The sequence below is a fragment of the Ectothiorhodospira sp. 9100 genome, from assembly GCF_022227565.1.
Taxonomy (GTDB): Bacteria; Pseudomonadota; Gammaproteobacteria; order Ectothiorhodospirales; family Ectothiorhodospiraceae; genus Ectothiorhodospira; species Ectothiorhodospira marina.
The window spans coordinates 54091-71634 of sequence record NZ_JAJNAN010000013.1 but is presented as its reverse complement, the minus strand read 5'-3'; the positions used below and the strand labels follow the sequence as shown (position 1 = coordinate 71634).

13 protein-coding genes are annotated in these 17544 nt (G+C 63.2%); 3 read left to right on the top strand and 10 right to left on the bottom strand.

Going from position 1 to position 17544, the window contains the following annotated elements; translation table 11 throughout:
* Positions 1-69: 69 nt before the first annotated feature.
* A complete protein-coding gene (rho, locus tag LPW29_RS06230; RefSeq protein WP_238627303.1) occupies positions 70-1329 on the bottom strand; it encodes a transcription termination factor Rho in 1260 nt (419 codons plus the stop codon).
* Positions 1330-1547: 218 nt separating this feature from the next.
* A complete protein-coding gene (gene trxA / locus LPW29_RS06225) occupies positions 1548-1874 on the bottom strand; it encodes a thioredoxin TrxA (RefSeq protein ID WP_238627302.1) in 327 nt (108 codons plus the stop codon).
* A 140-nt stretch (positions 1875-2014) separates the two neighbouring features.
* Here trxA and rhlB point away from each other — a divergent pair, with 140 nt between their 5' ends.
* The gene (gene rhlB / locus LPW29_RS06220; RefSeq protein ID WP_238627301.1) at positions 2015-3331 is read left to right on the top strand and encodes an ATP-dependent RNA helicase RhlB; all 1317 of its coding nucleotides are present in this window, start codon (positions 2015-2017) and stop codon (positions 3329-3331) included.
* Positions 3332-3438: 107 nt separating this feature from the next.
* Here the strand turns inward: rhlB and LPW29_RS06215 are convergent, their stop codons facing one another.
* The 6 genes from LPW29_RS06215 to LPW29_RS06190 form a co-directional block, all read right to left on the bottom strand.
* Positions 3439-4377 carry a dimethyl sulfoxide reductase anchor subunit family protein gene (locus LPW29_RS06215; RefSeq protein WP_238627300.1) on the bottom strand — a complete coding sequence of 313 codons (939 nt, stop codon included), beginning with the start codon at positions 4375-4377 and terminating at the stop codon, positions 3439-3441.
* 187 nt (positions 4378-4564) lie between these two features.
* Positions 4565-5260: a 4Fe-4S dicluster domain-containing protein gene (locus tag LPW29_RS06210; protein WP_238627299.1), complete on the bottom strand. Its 696-nt coding sequence runs from the start codon at positions 5258-5260 to the stop codon at positions 4565-4567.
* A gap of 171 nt (positions 5261-5431) precedes the next feature.
* Entirely contained in the window at positions 5432-8332 is a 2901-nt protein-coding gene (locus tag LPW29_RS06205) for a molybdopterin oxidoreductase family protein (protein ID WP_238627298.1), read from the bottom strand.
* A 247-nt stretch (positions 8333-8579) separates the two neighbouring features.
* Positions 8580-10367: an aspartate--tRNA ligase gene (gene aspS, locus LPW29_RS06200; RefSeq protein WP_238627297.1), complete on the bottom strand. Its 1788-nt coding sequence runs from the start codon at positions 10365-10367 to the stop codon at positions 8580-8582.
* A gap of 225 nt (positions 10368-10592) precedes the next feature.
* The gene (locus LPW29_RS06195) at positions 10593-11249 is read right to left on the bottom strand and encodes a DUF502 domain-containing protein (protein ID WP_238627296.1); all 657 of its coding nucleotides are present in this window, start codon (positions 11247-11249) and stop codon (positions 10593-10595) included.
* Between the two features lie 2 nt (positions 11250-11251).
* A complete protein-coding gene (locus tag LPW29_RS06190; RefSeq protein WP_090252998.1) occupies positions 11252-11545 on the bottom strand; it encodes an FmdB family zinc ribbon protein in 294 nt (97 codons plus the stop codon).
* 124 nt (positions 11546-11669) lie between these two features.
* Here LPW29_RS06190 and LPW29_RS06185 point away from each other — a divergent pair, with 124 nt between their 5' ends.
* The gene (locus tag LPW29_RS06185; RefSeq protein WP_238627295.1) at positions 11670-12047 is read left to right on the top strand and encodes a DsrE family protein; all 378 of its coding nucleotides are present in this window, start codon (positions 11670-11672) and stop codon (positions 12045-12047) included.
* A gap of 72 nt (positions 12048-12119) precedes the next feature.
* Positions 12120-12992 (top strand): SDR family oxidoreductase, encoded by an 873-nt coding sequence (locus LPW29_RS06180; protein WP_238627294.1) that lies wholly within the window; start codon positions 12120-12122, stop codon positions 12990-12992.
* Between the two features lie 41 nt (positions 12993-13033).
* Here the strand turns inward: LPW29_RS06180 and LPW29_RS06175 are convergent, their stop codons facing one another.
* Complete coding sequence (locus LPW29_RS06175) at positions 13034-16306, bottom strand: efflux RND transporter permease subunit (protein WP_238627293.1); 3273 nt, start codon at positions 16304-16306, stop codon at positions 13034-13036.
* Positions 16303-17346 carry an efflux RND transporter periplasmic adaptor subunit gene (locus tag LPW29_RS06170; RefSeq protein WP_090252990.1) on the bottom strand — a complete coding sequence of 348 codons (1044 nt, stop codon included), beginning with the start codon at positions 17344-17346 and terminating at the stop codon, positions 16303-16305. The genes LPW29_RS06175 and LPW29_RS06170 overlap by 4 nt, the downstream gene beginning before the upstream one ends.
* Positions 17347-17544 lie beyond the last annotated feature (198 nt).

Genomic DNA, 17544 nt, shown 5'->3' with positions numbered 1-17544 from the left:
ACGACACACTCGGGTGACCCGTGATTCGCTACATGAGCATGCCTCGCACCCAGGCGAGGCTCGCCGCTGTCAGCTGCGCTTCATCATGTCGAAGAATTCGTTGTTGGTCTTGGTGGATTGCAGGCGGCCCAAGAGGAATTCCATGGACTCGAGTTCGTCCATGGGATGCAGGAACTTGCGCAGGATCCAGAGCTTCTGCAGTTCCTCCGGATCGGTGAGCAGTTCCTCGCGACGGGTGCCGGAGCGGTTGATATTGATGGCGGGGTAGATGCGCTTCTCGCTGATGCGGCGATCCAGGTGCACTTCCATATTGCCCGTACCCTTGAATTCCTCGTAGATCACTTCGTCCATCTTGGAGCCGGTCTCCACCAGTGCGGTGGCCAGGATGGTGAGGCTACCCCCCTCCTCGATGTTACGGGCTGCACCAAAGAAACGCTTGGGACGATGCAGGGCGTTGGCATCCACGCCGCCGGTGAGTACCTTGCCCGACGAAGGCACCACGGTATTGTAGGCCCGGGCCAGACGCGTGATGGAGTCCAGCAGGATGACCACGTCGCGGCGATGCTCCACCAGCCGCTTGGCCTTTTCAATGACCATTTCAGCCACCTGCACGTGCCGGCTGGCCGGTTCATCGAAGGTGGATGAGACCACTTCCCCTTGCACCATGCGCGACATCTCGGTCACTTCCTCCGGGCGCTCATCGATGAGCAACACGATCAGGTAGCACTCAGGGTAGTTGGCGGTGATGCTCTGGGCGATATTCTGCAACATGATGGTCTTACCCGCCTTGGGTGGCGAGACGATCAGACCACGCTGCCCCTTACCGAAGGGGGCGACAATATCGATGATGCGGGCAGTAATATCTTCCGTGGAGCCGTTACCCCGCTCCATGCGCATGCGATGGGAGGCATGCAGGGGCGTGAGGTTCTCGAACAGGACCTTGTTCTTGGCCGCCTCGGGGGCCTCGAAGTTGATCTTGTCCACCTTGAGCAGCGCAAAGTAACGCTCGCCTTCCTTGGGGGGGCGGATCTTGCCGGAGATGGTATCCCCGGTGCGCAGGCTGAAGCGGCGGATCTGGCTGGGGGAGACATAGATATCGTCCGGCCCGGCCAGATAGGAACTGTCGGAACTGCGCAGGAAACCGAAGCCATCCTGCAGGATTTCCAGCACGCCGTCCCCGAAGATGTCTTCGCCGCCCTTGGCATGCGCCTTGAGGATCGAGAAGATGATGTCCTGCTTACGCGACCTCGCCATCCCTTCGAGATCCATGGACTGGGCGACTTCCACCAGCTCGGAGGCCGACTTATGCTTGAGTTCGGTGAGGTTCATAAAGGGTTCGCGGAGGCGGGAGTGGGCTATCGGTTTTATCGCGCGGACAGCGCAGGCCCAGGGAGGGCGTGCCTAAGGCGCATGATCGTGAGGTCGGCTTTGGGGTCGAGAACCGACAATGCCAGGACGGCAAGCCGGGTATAGATTATTTTTTTGTGACGTTACCATTAAATCTTCGGGGCGTCCAGCCCGAAACGACCGGGACACCCCGAAAAGGCTCAGATATTCTGATCGATGAAGGCTGTCAGCTGGGATTTGGACAGTGCACCCACCTTGGTGGCCTCCACGTTACCACTCTTGAACAGCATCAGGGTGGGGATGCCGCGGATGCCAAATTTGGGTGGGGTGGCCGGGTTTTCGTCGATGTTGAGCTTGGCCACCTTGAGCTTGCCGTCGTATTCCGCGGCGATCTCGTCGAGGATGGGGGCAATCATCTTGCAGGGACCGCACCACTCCGCCCAATAGTCCACCAGCACAGGCTGATCAGACTTGAGGACATCCTCCTCGAAACTTCCATCCGTGACATAGGTGATGTTTTCACTCACTGCGATTGACCTCCGGTTAGAATGTCTGCACGGGCAATTGGCGAATTTCGCCTGCATGCACCGCGCATTGAATCATTGGAGCCGATTCGGCACACCATTTCAAGTCCATACATGATACCGCGAGGAAAGGCCCCAACTCCATGACGGATCAACACGTTTCTGATACCCACTTCGCAAGTTTCGACCTCCCGGACCCGGTTCGCGCGGGCTTGAAGGACGCCGGATTCACCCATTGCACCCCGATTCAGGGTCTGGCACTGCCCCCAGCACTGGAAGGCAAGGACGTGGCCGGGCAGGCTCAGACAGGCACCGGCAAGACGGCAGCCTTTCTGATCACCGTCTTTACGCATCTGCTGCGTCATCCGGCCCCGGAGCAGCGCCGGCGCAACCAGGTGCGAGCCCTGATCCTGGCGCCCACACGGGAACTGGCCATTCAGATCCACAAGGATGCTCAGGTGCTCGGCAGCCATACCGGCCTCACCCTCGGACTGGCCTACGGCGGCACCGATTACGACAAGCAGCGCAAGCAACTGGCCGAGGGCGTGGACATCCTCATCGGCACCCCTGGCCGCATCATCGATTACTTCAAGCAGAAGGTCTTCGATCTGCGCCATGCTCAAACCCTGGTGCTGGACGAGGCGGATCGCATGTTCGATCTGGGCTTCATCAAGGACGTGCGTTTCCTGCTCAGGCGCATGCCCCCACCCGCGGAGCGCCAGTCCATGCTGTTCTCCGCCACCCTCTCCTGGCGGGTGATGGAGCTGGCCTATGAACACATGAACAACCCGGCCAAGGTACAAACCCAGGATGAACAGGTCACCGCCGAACGGGTGCGTCAGTGCGTGTACTATCCGGCCAATGACCAGAAGATCCCGTTGCTGCTGGGCCTGATGCAGACACTGGGGCCAGAGCGGTCCATGGTATTCGTGAACACCAAGCACTGGGCTGAGAAGGTCACGGCCTGGCTGGAAGGCAACGGCATCCGCGTGGCCCTGCTCTCGGGGGATGTGCCACAACGCAAGCGTCAGAGCCTGCTGGCCAAGTTCGAGCAGAGCGAGTATCAGGTGCTGGTGGCCACCGATGTGGCGGCCCGGGGCCTGCACATTCCGGATGTCTCCCATGTATTCAATTTCGATCTACCGCAGTCGGGTGAGGACTATGTCCACCGCATCGGACGCACCGGCCGCGCCGGCGCCGAGGGCGACGCCATCAGCTTTGCCTGCGAGGACTTCGCCTTCCACCTGCCGGAGATCGAGGAATATATTGGCTTCAAGATCACCTCGGAGATGACCGACCCGTCGGTCCTGGCCACCGACCTGGCCCCCCCGGCCAAACGCAAGAGGGAATCCGCCGGCCCACCGCGTGGCCGCTCCGGCGGGCGATCGGGCAAGCCTTCCAGCGGCAATGCCCCCCGCAAACGTGGCTCACGCAAACCACGGCCCGCCACGCCGTCCTAGCGAAGGGCGGAAAAAGGGGGGGAGAAAAAGGGGACAGACCCCTTTTCTGTGCGCGCCGCTGGCGCGCGGAAAAGGGGTCTGTCCCCTTTTTCTCCCCCCCTTTTCGATTATGTGTGCTGCCTCCCGTGATACAGCATTACCCCGTGGCGGGCTTCGGCAAAGAAGAGCCAGCGTTCCAGGCCGATCCCGGCCAGGGCGGACAGCAGGGCCAGGTTGAGCCAGTGGACCGGGGCGCCGGTCAGTACCCAGGCCAGCAGCAGGATGGGCAAGGCAAAGCCCAGGGCAAAGACCCCCAGGCGGACGCGCTGGATAACCCGTCGGCCCGGGTCGAAACCGAATTCACGGGTAAGGAAGGTGCCGGCGGTATGGCCCGGGTCCAGAATCCGCACCGGGGCGCGGGTGAATCCGGTGGCGGTATTGATGGTGGGGCCCGTCACCTCGCGGATCCACAGGAAATAGATGCCTTTCATGATCGCCGCCAGCACCAGCAAGGCCAGGGCGATCCCTGCCAGCAGGGGACTGGCCCCCACAAACCAGCCGTGAATGGCTACCAGGGCCACGGCCCCCAGGGCCAGACCCAGGAGCAGGTAGTTGGCCGGAGTGAGGGCCGTGTGCCATTGGCGGATGGTCTTGAGGCTGGCGTAGATCATGCCGGTAGAGAAGACGGTCAGCCCCGCCAGCAGTACGGCGATGATGCCCATGATCCTGCCCACCTGACCCGGGTCACCGCCGGTGACCCGGGTCTCCCAGGCATACCACAGGGCAAAGGGATAGAAGGCCACGGCCAGCACCGCCTCCCGGGAGAGCCAGGAGGTGCGCACCCGCATGAAGGCACGCCAGGCATTACGGGGGTTGTGCAGGTGCAGGCTGGATGACATGAGCCCGATGGTGATCAGCACCAGGGCCACGGCCAGCTGCGTTTGGAGCTCACCCCCGGAGGCGTCCGGGTACCCGCCGGCCAGATGCAGCACGGCCACCAGCATGAACAGGCCATAGCCGGCGCCGGAAAGCACGGTGAAGAAGATCACGGAAAGGGCTGGGTGCATGGGGTGTCATCCTGTTGGTTGCTCTGGTTTGCTCCCGGATCGAAGGGCAACGTGCCGGCCGCCCCCTCATCCCCGGCCCTTCTCCCCGGAGGGGAGAAGGGCGTCTGGGTCTCCGCGCCTGCAGGGAAGCCCTTGAGCCCCTCTCCCGCTGGCGGGAGAGGGGTTGGGGTGAAGGCCGAGGTCCACATCAACGAACAATGGCCTGATTCACCCATTCCTTCACACTGCTGATCAGGCTCTTGCGCCGCACGTCCGCCGTGAGCACCGGCCGGGTGAGGCGCGGCGGCAGATAGGTGTTGGTGGGCTTGTAGCCCAGCTCGGGCATGAGTTTCTGCCCGGCCCGTTCCCGGGTCAGGCGGCTCACCTCGGAATCCGGGTCATCCAGGTCGCCGAAGAAGCGGGCGTGGGCCGGACAGGTGATCACACAGGCGGGCTGGCGATCCTCCGGGTCCAGGGTCTTGTCGTAGATGCGATCGATGCACAGGGTGCACTTTTTCATCACGCCATCCACCGGATCCAGTTCCCGGGCACCGTAGGGGCAGGCCCAGGCGCACAGGTTGCAACCCATGCACTTGTCCTGATCCACCAGGACGATGCCATCCTCCTTGCGCTTGTAGGAGGCTCCGGTGGGACACACGGTCACGCAATCCGCATCCTCGCAGTGCATGCAGGACATGGGCATGTTCACGGTCTTGTTGTTGGGGTAGTCGCCCACCTCGTAGTGACGGATGCGATTGAACCAGACACCACTGGGCTCGGCGCCATAGGCGGAGATGTCGGTCAGCGGACCGGTGGTGCCGGAGGTATTCCACTGTTTGCAGGCCACGGCACAGGCATGGCAGCCCACGCAGGTGTCCAGGTCGATTACCAGACCCAATCGCATTGAATCGCTCCTCAAGTCGTCTGCCTCGAAGGCATGTGCCCTCCGCTCCCCTCATCCCCGTCCCTTCTCCCCCGAGGGGAGAAGGGGGCGTTAGTTCTCACCCCTTGGGGGAGAAGGAAGTTTAGAGCCCTTCTCCCGCTCGCGGGAGAGGGGTTGGGGTGAGGGCCCGGTTCACCGCCGGTGCTTGCCCCGTGTCAGTACATCCCAGAGGCCGCGTTTCAGATTCACGCCACGGTGCGTTTGATAGCGTACAGCGCTGGGCGATACCGCCATGCCCGGCAGGGGTTTCACCGGATCGAATTGGGGCCAGGAACCCACCTCCCCCGGCTTGGCGGGGGTGATCTTCACGCGCAGGTCATACCAGGCCGCCTGGCCGGTGATGGGGTCAGAATTGGTGACATTGTCCAGTCCGTCCCCCTGCTGGGGCAGCAACTCGGAGATCAGGTGATTGAGCAGGAAGCCCTTGCGGGATTCATCTGCATCCGTTGACAGTCCCCAGGCGCCGGCCTGCTTGCCGATGGCATTCCAGGTCCAGACCGTGTCCGGCTCCACCGCTTCGATCAGTTTCACCTGGGCACGAATGCGGCCGTGGTGGGACTCCACCCAGACCCAGGCATCGTCCTCAATGCCCATGGACTGGGCCCGCCCACGATTCATGTACAGCCGATTGCCGGCACAGATCTGCCGCAGCCAGGCGTTCTGGGAATCCCAGGAGTGGTACATGAACATGGGGCGCTGGGTGATGGCATGGAAGGGATACGCATCGGTATCAATGCGGCCGTGTTCCAGCGGGGGATACCAGATAGGCAACGGATCAAAGAAGCGGGTGAGCCGCTCCTTGTGTTCCTCGCGAGCGGGGGTTGGCCCGTCATAGAGCCCCTGCCCTGCCAGCTTGAAGCGCTGCTGGGTCTCGGAGTACAACTCCAGCACGATGGGATCGGTGGATCCCACCCAGCCCGCATGCCGGGCCAGGGTCAGGTAGTCCTGGTTGCAGTAGCGGTAGTATTTCTGACTGTCTTCCAGGTGATGCACGAAGAAGCACTGATTCTCGGCATAGGCCTCCCATTGCCGGGGGTTGGGCTCGCCGCGAAGCCCCTGATCCCCGTTCTCACCTCGCCACCCCGCCAGGAAGCCGATACCCGGCTCCTTCTGGAAGTTGACGATGAAGTCCTGATAGGAGGCGTAACGGGGCTTGCCGTCTTCACCGGTGAACGCCGGGAATTTGAGCCGCCCGGCCAGATCCACCAGCACCTCCTGCCAGGGACGCACATCCCGATCCTTCTCCAGGATGGGCTGGCGGATGGAATCCGCCGCCGCGTGGGGTTCGGAGATGGGGCGGTCCAGCATGGAGATGGTGTCGTGCCGCTCCAGATAGGTGCAATCCGGCAGCACCAGATCGGCGAAGTTGACCGTCTCCGAGTGGAAGGCGTCGGATACCACCAGGAAGGGGATCTTGTATTCCCCGTCCTCGCCCTTCTCCCGCAGCATGTCCATCACCTGACGGGTGTTCATGCTGGAGTTCCAGGTCATGTTGGCCATGAACAGGATCAGCGTATCGATGGGGTACGGATCCCCCTTCACGGCATTGGTGATCACCATGTGCATCAGGCCATGGTTGGCCATGGGGGCATCCCAGGAATAGGCCTTGTCGATGCGCAAGGGATTGCCCTGCTTGTCGATCACCAGGTCCTCGGGGCCAGTGGGAAAACCCAGTGGCGGGCTCTTGAGGGGCGTGTTGGGAGCCATCTCCCGGGCAGGCTTGATGCCCGGGGGGATGTGTTTGGGATAAGGCGGCTTGGACAAATGCCCACCGGGGACATCGATGGTGCCCAGCAGGATCTGCAGCAGGTGGATGGCGCGGCAGGTCTGGAAGCCATTGGAGTGAGCCGAAATCCCGCGCATGGCGTGCATGGAGACCGGGCGCCCCACGAAGCGATCGTGGGTGCGACCGTAGGAATCGGTCCACTCGCATTCGATCTCGATGGTCTCCTTGAAGGCCACGTGGGCCATCTCCAGGGCCAGGCGTTCGATCTGCTCGGCGGGCACGCCACAACGCTCGGCCACGTTCTCCGGGGCGTACTGCATATCCAGATAGCGTTCGGCCAGCAGGGTCATGACCGTTTTCACCGGGCGGCCATCCGGGGCGGTGTATTCACCGAACAGGGCCGGCTGGATCTCCACCTGGGAGGCGTCGGTGACCGCATCGGTTTCCTGATCCCAGCACAGGGGCTTGCCCTGCTTGTCCCGCAGGATGAGGCCATGGCCCTTCTGCCCTGGAGTGTCCACCACCAGCCAGGGGGCGTTGGTGTAGCGCACCAGGAAGGTCTGGTCGATACAGTCGTTGCGCAGCAACACGTGGATCATGGCCAGTGCCAGCAGCCCATCGGTGCCCGGACGGATGGCGACCCACTCATCGGCCACGGCCTGATAGCCGGTGCGCACCGGGTTCACGGAGACGAACTTGGCGCCGTGGCGCTTGACCTGCTCGATGCCCATCTTGATGGGGTTGGAGGCATGATCTTCGGCCACCCCCCAGAGCATGAAGTACTTGGTGTGTTCCCAGTCCGGGTCGCCGAACTCCCAGAAGGCATGCCCCATGGTGTACAGCCCCGCCGAGGCCATGTTCACGGAGCAGAACCCGCCGTGGGCCGCCCAGTTGATGGTGCCAAACTGGGTGGCCCACAGACCGGTGAGGGCCTGCATCTGGTCGCGACCGGTGAAAAAGGCGAGTTTTTTCGGGTCGGTGGCGCGGATCTTCGCCAGACGCGTGGTGAGCAGATTCAGGGCGTCGTGCCAGGAGATGGGTTCGAACTCCCCCTCCCCCCGCTCCGTGCCGGGCTTGCGCATCAGGGGTTGTTGCAGCCGTGCCGGTGACTGCTGCTTCATGATGCCGGCATTACCCTTGGCGCAGAGCACCCCCTTGTTCACCGGGTGGTTGCGGTTGCCCTGGATATAGCGGACCTTGTTATCTTCGACGGTGACCTTGATACCGCAACGACAGGCACACATGTAGCACGTGGTGTACCGGGTGTCCTGTCGGGAATGGTCCTCAAACTTCGGCAGTGCCTTCATGCCCCGTCACCTGTCGTTATGATTATGAGGGTATGGTGATGATCCGCTCAGGGTTGTTTGTAGCAGAATCCCGACAGGAGAGTCTGCCGGTTGCGGGGCGTCAACTCAAAGGGAAGTTTTTGATTCGGGTATAAGCCACCCTCACCCCAACCCCTCTCCCGCCAGCGGGAGAGGGGCTCTTTGGGGAAACGGGGTCTGGCCCCTTTTCCCGGCATCGGGGAAGGGGTCTTCGGGTCGAGCGGGCCGGTCAGCCCTCCTTCTTGTCCGCTGCCGTTTGCCGCAGGCGGATGTTCAGTTCACGCAGCTGGGCCTCGCTGACTTCGGCGGGGGCCTGGGTGAGGGGGCAGGCAGCGGTCTGGGTCTTGGGGAAGGCCATCACGTCGCGGATGGACTGGGCGCCGGTCATGAGCATGACCAGGCGGTCCAGACCAAAGGCGATGCCGCCGTGGGGCGGGCAGCCATATTTGAGGGCATCCAGCAGGAAGCCGAACTTCTCCCGGGCCTCGGTCTCGCCAATCCCCAGCAGTTCGAACACCTTCTGCTGCATGGCCATGTTGTGAATACGCACCGAACCGCCACCCACTTCCGTGCCGTTGAGCACCAGATCGTAGGCCCGGGAGATCAGGTGGCCGGGATCGCCGGAAAGATCATCAGGGCTGTCCACCCGAGGCGCGGTGAAGGGATGGTGCAGCGCCACCCAGCGATTGTCCTTGTCGTCCATCTCGAACATGGGGAAGTCCACCACCCACAGGGGGCGCCAGCCGCGTTCCACCAAGTGGCGATCGTGACCCAGCTTCACCCGCAGGGCACCCAGGGCTTCATTCACCACCCGGGCCTTGTCGGCACCGAAGAAGACCAGATCACCGTCTTCAGCCTCGGTCCGGTTGAGGATCTCCACCACCACTTCGTCCGGCAGGAACTTGAGGATGGGCGACTGCAGGCCCTCGCGGCCCGCATTGACGTCGTTGACCTTGATATAGGCCAGCCCCTTGGCTCCGTAACGGCCCACAAACTGGGTGTAATCATCGATCTCCTTACGGGTGAGATCGCTGCCCTTGGGCAGACGCAGGGCCGCCACCCGACCATGGGGGTCCTTGGCCGGGCCGGAAAAGACCTTGAACTCCACCGGCGCCATCACGTCAGTGAGCTCGGTCAGCTCCAGAGGAATGCGCAGGTCCGGCTTGTCGGAGCCGAAGCGGTGCATGGCCTCGGCATAGGTCATGCGCTGAAAGGGGGTGTGCAGGGGGACTTCCAGTACCTGGGCGAAGAGCTCACGCACCATCTCTTCCATGAGGGTCATGATGCCCTCCTCGTCCATGAAGGAGGTCTCGATATCCAGCTGGGTGAATTCCGGTTGACGATCGGCCCGCAGGTCCTCGTCCCGGAAGCAGCGCACGATCTGATAGTAGCGATCCAGCCCGGACATCATCAGCAGCTGCTTGAACAGCTGCGGCGACTGGGGCAGTGCAAAGAAGCTGCCAGGATGGGTGCGGCTGGGCACCAGGTAGTCTCGCGCCCCTTCGGGCGTGGCCTTGGTGAGCATGGGGGTCTCGATGTCGAGGAAATCATGCTCTTCCAGGAAACGGCGCAGCACGCCGGTGATGCGGGCACGCATCTGCAAACGCATCTGCATGGTGGGGCGGCGCAGATCCACGTAGCGATAACGCAGACGGGTTTCCTCGCCCACATCGTCCTCGTCCAGCTGGAAGGGCGGGGTCTCGGAGGTGTTGAGCACGGTCAGCCCGGTGCCCAGCACCTCGATCGCACCAGTGCGCAGATCGGTGTTCACCGTGCCCTCGGGGCGCCGACGCACCCGGCCCGTCACCTTCAGCACATATTCGCTGCGGATGCGCTCAGCGGTGGCGAAGACATCGGCGCGGTCCGGATCGAACACCACCTGCACCAATCCTTCCCGGTCACGCAGATCCACGAAGATCACGCCCCCATGGTCCCGGCGGCGATTGACCCAGCCGCACAGTGTCACTTCCTGGTCGAGCAGGGACTCATCGACGATACCGCAGTAATGGGAGCGCATGGGGGATTCCTGAAGTGTCCTGAATGATTGAGGCTGTGGAAAACCGATAATGGTACGGTCTTGCCAATTGGAGTGGCAAGTCTGGAGGGGTGGTTGGTCGGAAGGGCGCGCAGGAAAGGCCTCTGCCGAGGCTGTGGATACCTCCGCGCCAGGCCGAATGCCCGGGATCGCGGAGAATCCACCAGGGCCGTTCGCGAACGGCCCGTACGGGGGAGGTTCGCGGCTTTATTTCGCGCCCGGCTCGCCCTTGTTGAGCGGTGGATGCCGGGGCACCACCACCCCCAGGGACATGACGAACTTGAGGCCATCTTCCACCGTCATGTCGAGCACAACCACCTCATCACGGGGCACCAGAATGATGAAACCCGAGGTGGGGTTCGGGGTGGTGGGGACGAACACGCTGACCACATCCTTGTCGGTGCGTGCCTGTACCTCGCCCACGCCCGCGCCCGTTTGAAACCCCAGGGTCCAGATGCCCTTGCGGGGGTACTCCACCAGCAGGACCTTGCGGAAGGATTCGCCCCCCGCCCCCAACAGGGTTTCCATCACCTGCTTGATGGCCGAATAGATGGTGTTCACCAGGGGAATACGGGCCAGGATGGCCTCCCATAACTCCACCAGCTTGCGACCCAGCAGGTTGGCGACCACCAAGCCGGTGGCGAACACGATCACCAGGGCCATGACCACCCCGAAACCCGGGATGGTAAAGCCAAGCAGCGTCTCCGGCCGCCACCCCGGCGGCAGCAGCAGCAGGGTGCGGTCCATCATGTCGAGGATGAACTTGATGATGGCCGCGGTGGCCACCAGGGGTACCCAGACCAGCAGGCCCGCGATCAGATAGCGTCGCAGGCTTTGCACGGGTCCGCTGTGTTTATCCGACAAGGTTACCCCCCGGAGCTGGCGGCAGCGGGGCAGGCGCTGCATGCTTCGGATTTGGAGCCGCTGTCTGCGGCACATGGCGCGGCCTTGTCGCCCTCCTTGAGATTGCGTTTGTTGTCCTTTTTGAAGTCGGTTTCATACCAGCCGCTACCCCCCAGACGAAAGGCGCTGGCAGACACCAGCTTGCGCAACTGGGGGGTGTTGCAGGCGGGGCAGTCCACCAGCGGGGCATCGGCAATCTTCTGCATGGCCTCCATGCGGTGGCCACAGGCATTGCATTCGTATTCGTAGATGGGCATGGTCGGGTCTCCGTATGGGGCGGTCTGATCGTGCGCGAATTATACTGCCTTGGGGGGCGCAATGGCGCGTCTTTTGGGTTATGGGGGCAATGAGGAATTTTGCAAGCCCCAAGAGGAGACGGAAATGACCGAGAAGATCCTGATCATGCTGCTCAACACCCGCCTGGATGCACCGGGCACCCTGGGCGCACCCTTCTTCCAGGCCACCGTGGCCGCAGCCATGGACCTGGAAGTGGAGATCTACTTCGCCGCCGAAACCACGCAACTGCTCAAGCGGGGCGTGGCGGAAACCCTCTTCCCCGGAGAGGCCCGGAAAAAGTCCGTGTACGACTTCATGAAGGATGCCCATGAGGCGGGCGTGAAGTTCTATGCCTGCGCCGGCGCCATGGGGGAACACGGTCTGGATGATACCAACGCCATCCCGGAACTGGACGGCAAGCGCGGCGGCGGGGCCTTCATCGGCGAGGTAGCGGAGGATGGGGTGGTGACGCTGACGTACTGAATCCTACTCCGGTCGAAACACTTCCAGCGCCAGGCCATCAACATGGCCAACGTATCGCGAGTCCCCCGCATCATGACGAGCCCCTCCCCTGCCCCATCACCCAACGAACGCACCATCCTCATCACTGGCTGCTCCTCAGGGATTGGCCACTGCGCTGCTCATGCGCTGGCGCACCGGGGTTACCGGGTGTTTGCCACGGCGCGACGTGAGGAAGATGTGGCGTGGCTGCGCGAGGAAGGGCTGGAGGCGCTACCCCTTGATCTGGCCGATTCCACTTCCATCCAGATGGCAGTGGACACGGTGCTGGAAGCCACCGGTGGGCGGCTGGATGCCCTGTTCAATAACGGGGCCTACGGGCAGCCCGGGGCGGTGGAGGATCTCACCCGGGACGTGCTGCGCCAACAACTGGAGACCAATCTGCTGGGGTGGCTGGAACTGACCAATCTCGTGATCCCTGTGATGCGTGAACAGGGGGCAGGTCGCATCGTACAGAACAGCTCGGTCCTGGGCCTGGTGGCCCTGCCCTTTCGCGGCGCCTATAACTGCTCCAAGTTTGCCCTGGAGGGCCTCACCGATACCCTGCGCCTGGAACTGCACGGCAGCGGCGTGCAGGTGAGCCTGATCGAGCCGGGGCCCATCAGCAGCCGTTTTCGGGCCAATGCCCATGCGGCCCTGGCGGCCCACATCGATCGGGAGAACAGTGTGTTTCGGGAGCAGTATGCGGCTGCGGAGCAGCGCCTGACCAAGGCGGGACCGGCGGCACCCTTCACCTTGCCGTCGGAAGCGGTGGTGAGGGAGCTGATCCATGCCTTGGAGAGCCCCAGGCCGCGGGCGCGGTATTACGTGACGGTGCCCACCTATTTGTTCGGCACGCTTCGGCGGGTGTTGCCCACGCGGGGGCTGGATTGGGTGTTGAGGGGGGTGTCGCGAGGGGAGAACCGGTAGGACGAACCCCTCTCCCCAGCGGGGAGAGGGGGTTCAAGGGATCAGGTGCGTGCCACTCTCCCGTTCAGGTAGCTGTAATACAGCACCGGGATCACCAGCAGGGTGAGCACGGTGGACACCAGGATGCCGAAGATCAGGGAGATGGCCAGGCCATTGAAGATCGGATCATCCAGGATGAAACCGGCCCCGATCATGGCGGCCAGCCCCGTCAGTACAATGGGTTTGGCGCGCACGGCACCAGCCCGGATCACCGCATCCTCCAGGGCCATGCCACGCTCCACCTGATGGTTGATGAAATCCACCAGCAGGATGGAGTTGCGCACGATGATCCCTGCCAGGGCGATCATGCCGATCATGGAGGTGGCCGTGAACTTGGCATCCATCACCAGGCCATCCAGCAAGGCATGGCCAGGCATGACGCCGATCACCGTCATCGGGATGGGGGCCATGATGATCAGGGGCACCACGTAGGAGCGGAACTGCGCCACCACCAGCAGATAGATCAGCACCAGGCCCACGGAATAGGCCAGCCCCATGTCACGGAAGGTCTCATAGGTGACCTGCCACTCTCCGTCCCACTTGATGCTGTACTGGTATGGATCGTCCGGTTGCTGGATGAAGAACTGCTCCAGCGGCTCATCATGGGCCAGGGGCTTGTCGCCCAACTGGAACACCAGATCGAACATGCCGTACAGCGGGCTGTCCAGGCGCCCCGCCATATCGGCGGTGACAAACACCACCGGTAACAAATCCTTGTGGTGAATGGAGCGCTCGCGCGTGGTCTCCACCACGTTCACCAGTTCCGACAGGGGCACCAGCCCACCGTCCATGGAGCGTACCCGCAGGCCCAGGACCGTCTCCAGACCGGCCTTGTCGGCCGTATCGAATTCCAGACGGATGGGTACGGCATATTTCACGTTGGCTCCGAAGAGGAAGCTGACATCCTCGCCGGCCAGCACCATGTCCACCGCCTGGGCGATGGCCGTTTGCGAGACCCCCATCAGGGCGGCCTTCTCGCGATCCACCTCCAGGATCAGACGCGGGCCGGGATACTCAACCGAGTCATCCACGTCCACCACGCCCGGCGTGTCTTCAAACATCTGTCTGAGCTCGCCGGCCAGGGCCATCTGTCCCGCGTAGTCCGGCCCATAGATCTCCGCCACGATAGGCGCCCGCACGGGGGGGCCGGGAGGCACCTCCACCACCTGAACCCTGGCCCCGTAACGATCGGCAATCTCCCGCAGCGGTTCGCGCACATCCCGGGCGATCTCATGGCTCTTGCGGCTGCGCTCCTTCTGCTGTGCCAGGTTCACCTGCAGATCCCCCAGGTGAGCCCCCTCACGCAGGTAATACTGGCGAACCAGACCATTGAAATTGATGGGGGAAGCGGTGCCGGCATACACCTGATAGTCGTGCACCTCAGGGACGGTGGACAGGTAATCCCCCATCTCGTGAAGCACCCGGGAGGTGCGTTCCAGGCTGGTCCCCTCCGGCATTTCCAGCACCACCTGGAACTCGGACTTGTCATCAAAGGGCAGCATCTTGAGGACCACGGCCTGCACATACACCAGTGACACCGAGGCCAGGATCAGCAGCACCATGCCCCCATAAAGTCCCCAGCGCCGGTAGCGGGCGCCGCTCCCCCGCAGGAAGAACCCCAGGAGCGTCTCCGACACACGCATCAGCCCGGCGCTTGCCTCTTCACCACCGCCCTGCCCATGCCCGCCTTCAGCTGGCGGCCGGGACTCGGCATGGCGGCGAAGCAGCTTGTAGGTCATCCAGGGTGTCACGACATAGGCCACCGCCAGAGAGATGAGCATCCCCATGCTGGCGTTGATGGGGATGGGGCTCATATAGGGCCCCATCAGGCCCGTCACGAAGGCCATGGGTAGCAATGCGGCAATCACCGCAAAGGTGGCCAGGATGGTGGGGGCACCCACCTCGTCCACCGCCAGGGGAATGGCCTCCAGCAGCTTCTTCCTGCCCATCTGCATGTGTCGGTGGATGTTCTCCACCACCACGATGGCATCGTCCACCAGGATGCCGATGGAAAAGATCAGGGCAAACAGAGAGACCCGATTCAGCGTGAAGCCATAGGCCCAGGAGGCGAACAAGGTCACCGCCAGGGTGATCACCACGGCGGTCCCCACGATGATGGCTTCGCGCCAGCCCAGGGCCAGCCACACCAGCAGCACCACCGAAGCGGTGGCCAGGATCAGCTTCTTGATCAGGGTGCGGGCCTTGTCGTCGGCCGTCTTGCCGTAATTGCGGGTCACGGTCACCTGCACATCATCGGGAATATGGGTGCCCCGCAACTGATCCATGCGCGTCATGAGTTGATCGGCGATGTCCACCGCATTGGTGCCCGGCTGCTTGGCAACGGCAATGGTCACCGCCGGCTCGCTATGCCCCGGCAGGGCCCCCGCCTCTGAACCCGCACCCCAGCCAAAGCTCACGTATTGATGCGGAGATGCCGGGCCCTGGCGCACCTGTGCCACATCGGAGAGATATACCGGGGCGCCTTCATGCACGCCCACCACCAGGGACGCCACCTGTGCCTCGGAAGACAGGAAAGTACCGGCCTGGACCGGGATTTCCTGGTTGTCCCGCACCAGGGCACCAGCGTCCCGAGAGACATTGCCCGCCTGAAGGGCCTGACGCAGATCGTCCAGACTGAGACCGAAACCGGCCACCCGCTGCGGATCGAGCGTGACCTGGACCACATGATCCGGGCCACCGATGGTGTAGATATCCCGAGTGCCCGCCACCCGCTTGAGCTCCGTTTCCACTGTGTGAGCCACCCGTTGCAGGTCATGGGCGCTGCGCTGACGATCCTCGGTCCACAGGGTGAAGGCGACGATGGGCACATCATCGATCCCCTTGGGCTTGATGATGGGCTGCCCGACCCCGAGCCTCTGAGGCAACCAGTCCTGATTGGAAAAGATCTGGTTGTACAAGCGCACAATGGCATCGGTCCGCCCTTCACCCACCTGGTACTGCACGGTCAGTACCGACATGCCAGGCCGCGAGGTGGAATACACATGCTCCAGGCCCTCAATCTCGGAGAGCACCTGTTGCGCCGGGATGCTGACCAGTTGCTCCACCTCCTCCACCGAGGCCCCGGGGAAGGGGATGAAGACATTGGCAAAGGTCACATCGATCTGCGGCTCTTCCTCCCGTGGCGTGACCAGAACGGCAAACAGCCCCAGCAACAGACCCACAATGGCCAGCAGCGGCGTGATCTGAGAGGTGAGAAAGGTCCTGGCGATGCGTCCAGAGATGCCCATGGCGCCGTCCTTGTCCGCGTCACTCATCGGGCCGCCTCCCGCTGTGCCTTGAGGGTGATGCCGGCACGTACCGGATCCACGGCCACCCGTTCACCGGCCTCGAGACCCGCCAGCACCTGCACATGATCCTGATTGGCGGCGCGACCGGTGCGCACCTGGCGCAAGCGGATCCGGCCATCCTCGTCCACCACATACACGGCAGAGACCTCTCCCCGCTGCATCACGGCCTCCGTCGGCACCAGCAGACGCTTCTGTTCGCCCACCGCAAACGCCACCTTGACGAACATTCCAGGGAACAGACCCGGCGTGCCATCGGGCAACTGAACCCGCACGCGGAAGCTGGCGCTGACCGGATCGGCGTAGGGGAACAGCGTCAGGCCCTCCGCACTCACTGGCATGGCGCCGTTGAGCATGACGCGCGCCTGCTGATGCTCTCGCACCGCCTGGATATGACGCTGTGGTACCTGGGTAACCACCCGCAGATGCTCCAGGGAGATCCCCGAGACCAGTGGCTGACCTGGACTGACGCTCTCCCCCGTCTCCACATGGCGTTCAGTCAGGATGCCTGCGTAAGGTGCCACCACCCGGGTATGATCCAGTTCCTCACGAGCCCCTTCTACCGCGGCCTGGGCGGATTCCAGACGAGCCCGCGCCGACCGCAACGCCGCCGTGGCCCGGTCCATCTCGGAGCGGGAGACCAATTGCCGCTCAAAGATGTCCTCGATGCGTTCATAGTCACTGCGGGCCTCGTTATAACGTGCCCGGGCCTCCCGCAGACCGGCTTCCGCCTGCTCCAACCGGGAGCGTTGCTCAGTGTCCCTCAGCCGCAGGATCAGATCCCCCTCCTCCACGAAGTCGTCCACGTCGAAGAAGACCTCAACCACCCGCCCGCTGGTCTGGGCCGACACGGTGGCCTGCTGCACCGCCTCGATGCGACCATCGAGCACCTGCTCCATGGGCAGCGTATGCATGCGAACCTGGGTGGTCTCCAGATCCTGAGCTGCCAGGGGCGCAGCCAGGCAGAGGGCGGTGGCGGCCAGCAGCCAGCGAAGTCCTGGGTTGATCATGGGCAAAACTCCCTGCTTGGACACCCGAGGGCGCCACTTCAATATTAGATGTCGCTAATTTATCACAGATTGATCAATTTCAACCCCCCCCCACCCTCACCCCAACCCCGCAATCCGCTCGTAGGGGCGCTTCGAGAAGCGCCCGGCCGGGGTGTCCGATGCCTCCGCACCCCTCCGACAGGCCAGCGACCCGGGACG

What these genes read in the sequence shown, in the direction of transcription:
- LPW29_RS06190 (WP_090252998.1), bottom strand. Translation starts at nt 11,545, where the DNA reads ATGCCCATCTACGAATACGAATGCAATGCCTGTGGCCACCGCATGGAG.
- LPW29_RS06215 (WP_238627300.1), bottom strand. Translation starts at nt 4,377, where the DNA reads ATGCACCCAGCCCTTTCCGTGATCTTCTTCACCGTGCTTTCCGGCGCC.
- rhlB (WP_238627301.1), top strand. Translation starts at nt 2,015, where the DNA reads ATGACGGATCAACACGTTTCTGATACCCACTTCGCAAGTTTCGACCTC.
- aspS (WP_238627297.1), bottom strand. Translation starts at nt 10,367, where the DNA reads ATGCGCTCCCATTACTGCGGTATCGTCGATGAGTCCCTGCTCGACCAG.
- LPW29_RS06210 (WP_238627299.1), bottom strand. Translation starts at nt 5,260, where the DNA reads ATGCGATTGGGTCTGGTAATCGACCTGGACACCTGCGTGGGCTGCCAT.
- LPW29_RS06185 (WP_238627295.1), top strand. Translation starts at nt 11,670, where the DNA reads ATGACCGAGAAGATCCTGATCATGCTGCTCAACACCCGCCTGGATGCA.
- LPW29_RS06180 (WP_238627294.1), top strand. Translation starts at nt 12,120, where the DNA reads ATGACGAGCCCCTCCCCTGCCCCATCACCCAACGAACGCACCATCCTC.
- LPW29_RS06205 (WP_238627298.1), bottom strand. Translation starts at nt 8,332, where the DNA reads ATGAAGGCACTGCCGAAGTTTGAGGACCATTCCCGACAGGACACCCGG.
- LPW29_RS06175 (WP_238627293.1), bottom strand. Translation starts at nt 16,306, where the DNA reads ATGAGTGACGCGGACAAGGACGGCGCCATGGGCATCTCTGGACGCATC.
- rho (WP_238627303.1), bottom strand. Translation starts at nt 1,329, where the DNA reads ATGAACCTCACCGAACTCAAGCATAAGTCGGCCTCCGAGCTGGTGGAA.
- LPW29_RS06170 (WP_090252990.1), bottom strand. Translation starts at nt 17,346, where the DNA reads ATGATCAACCCAGGACTTCGCTGGCTGCTGGCCGCCACCGCCCTCTGC.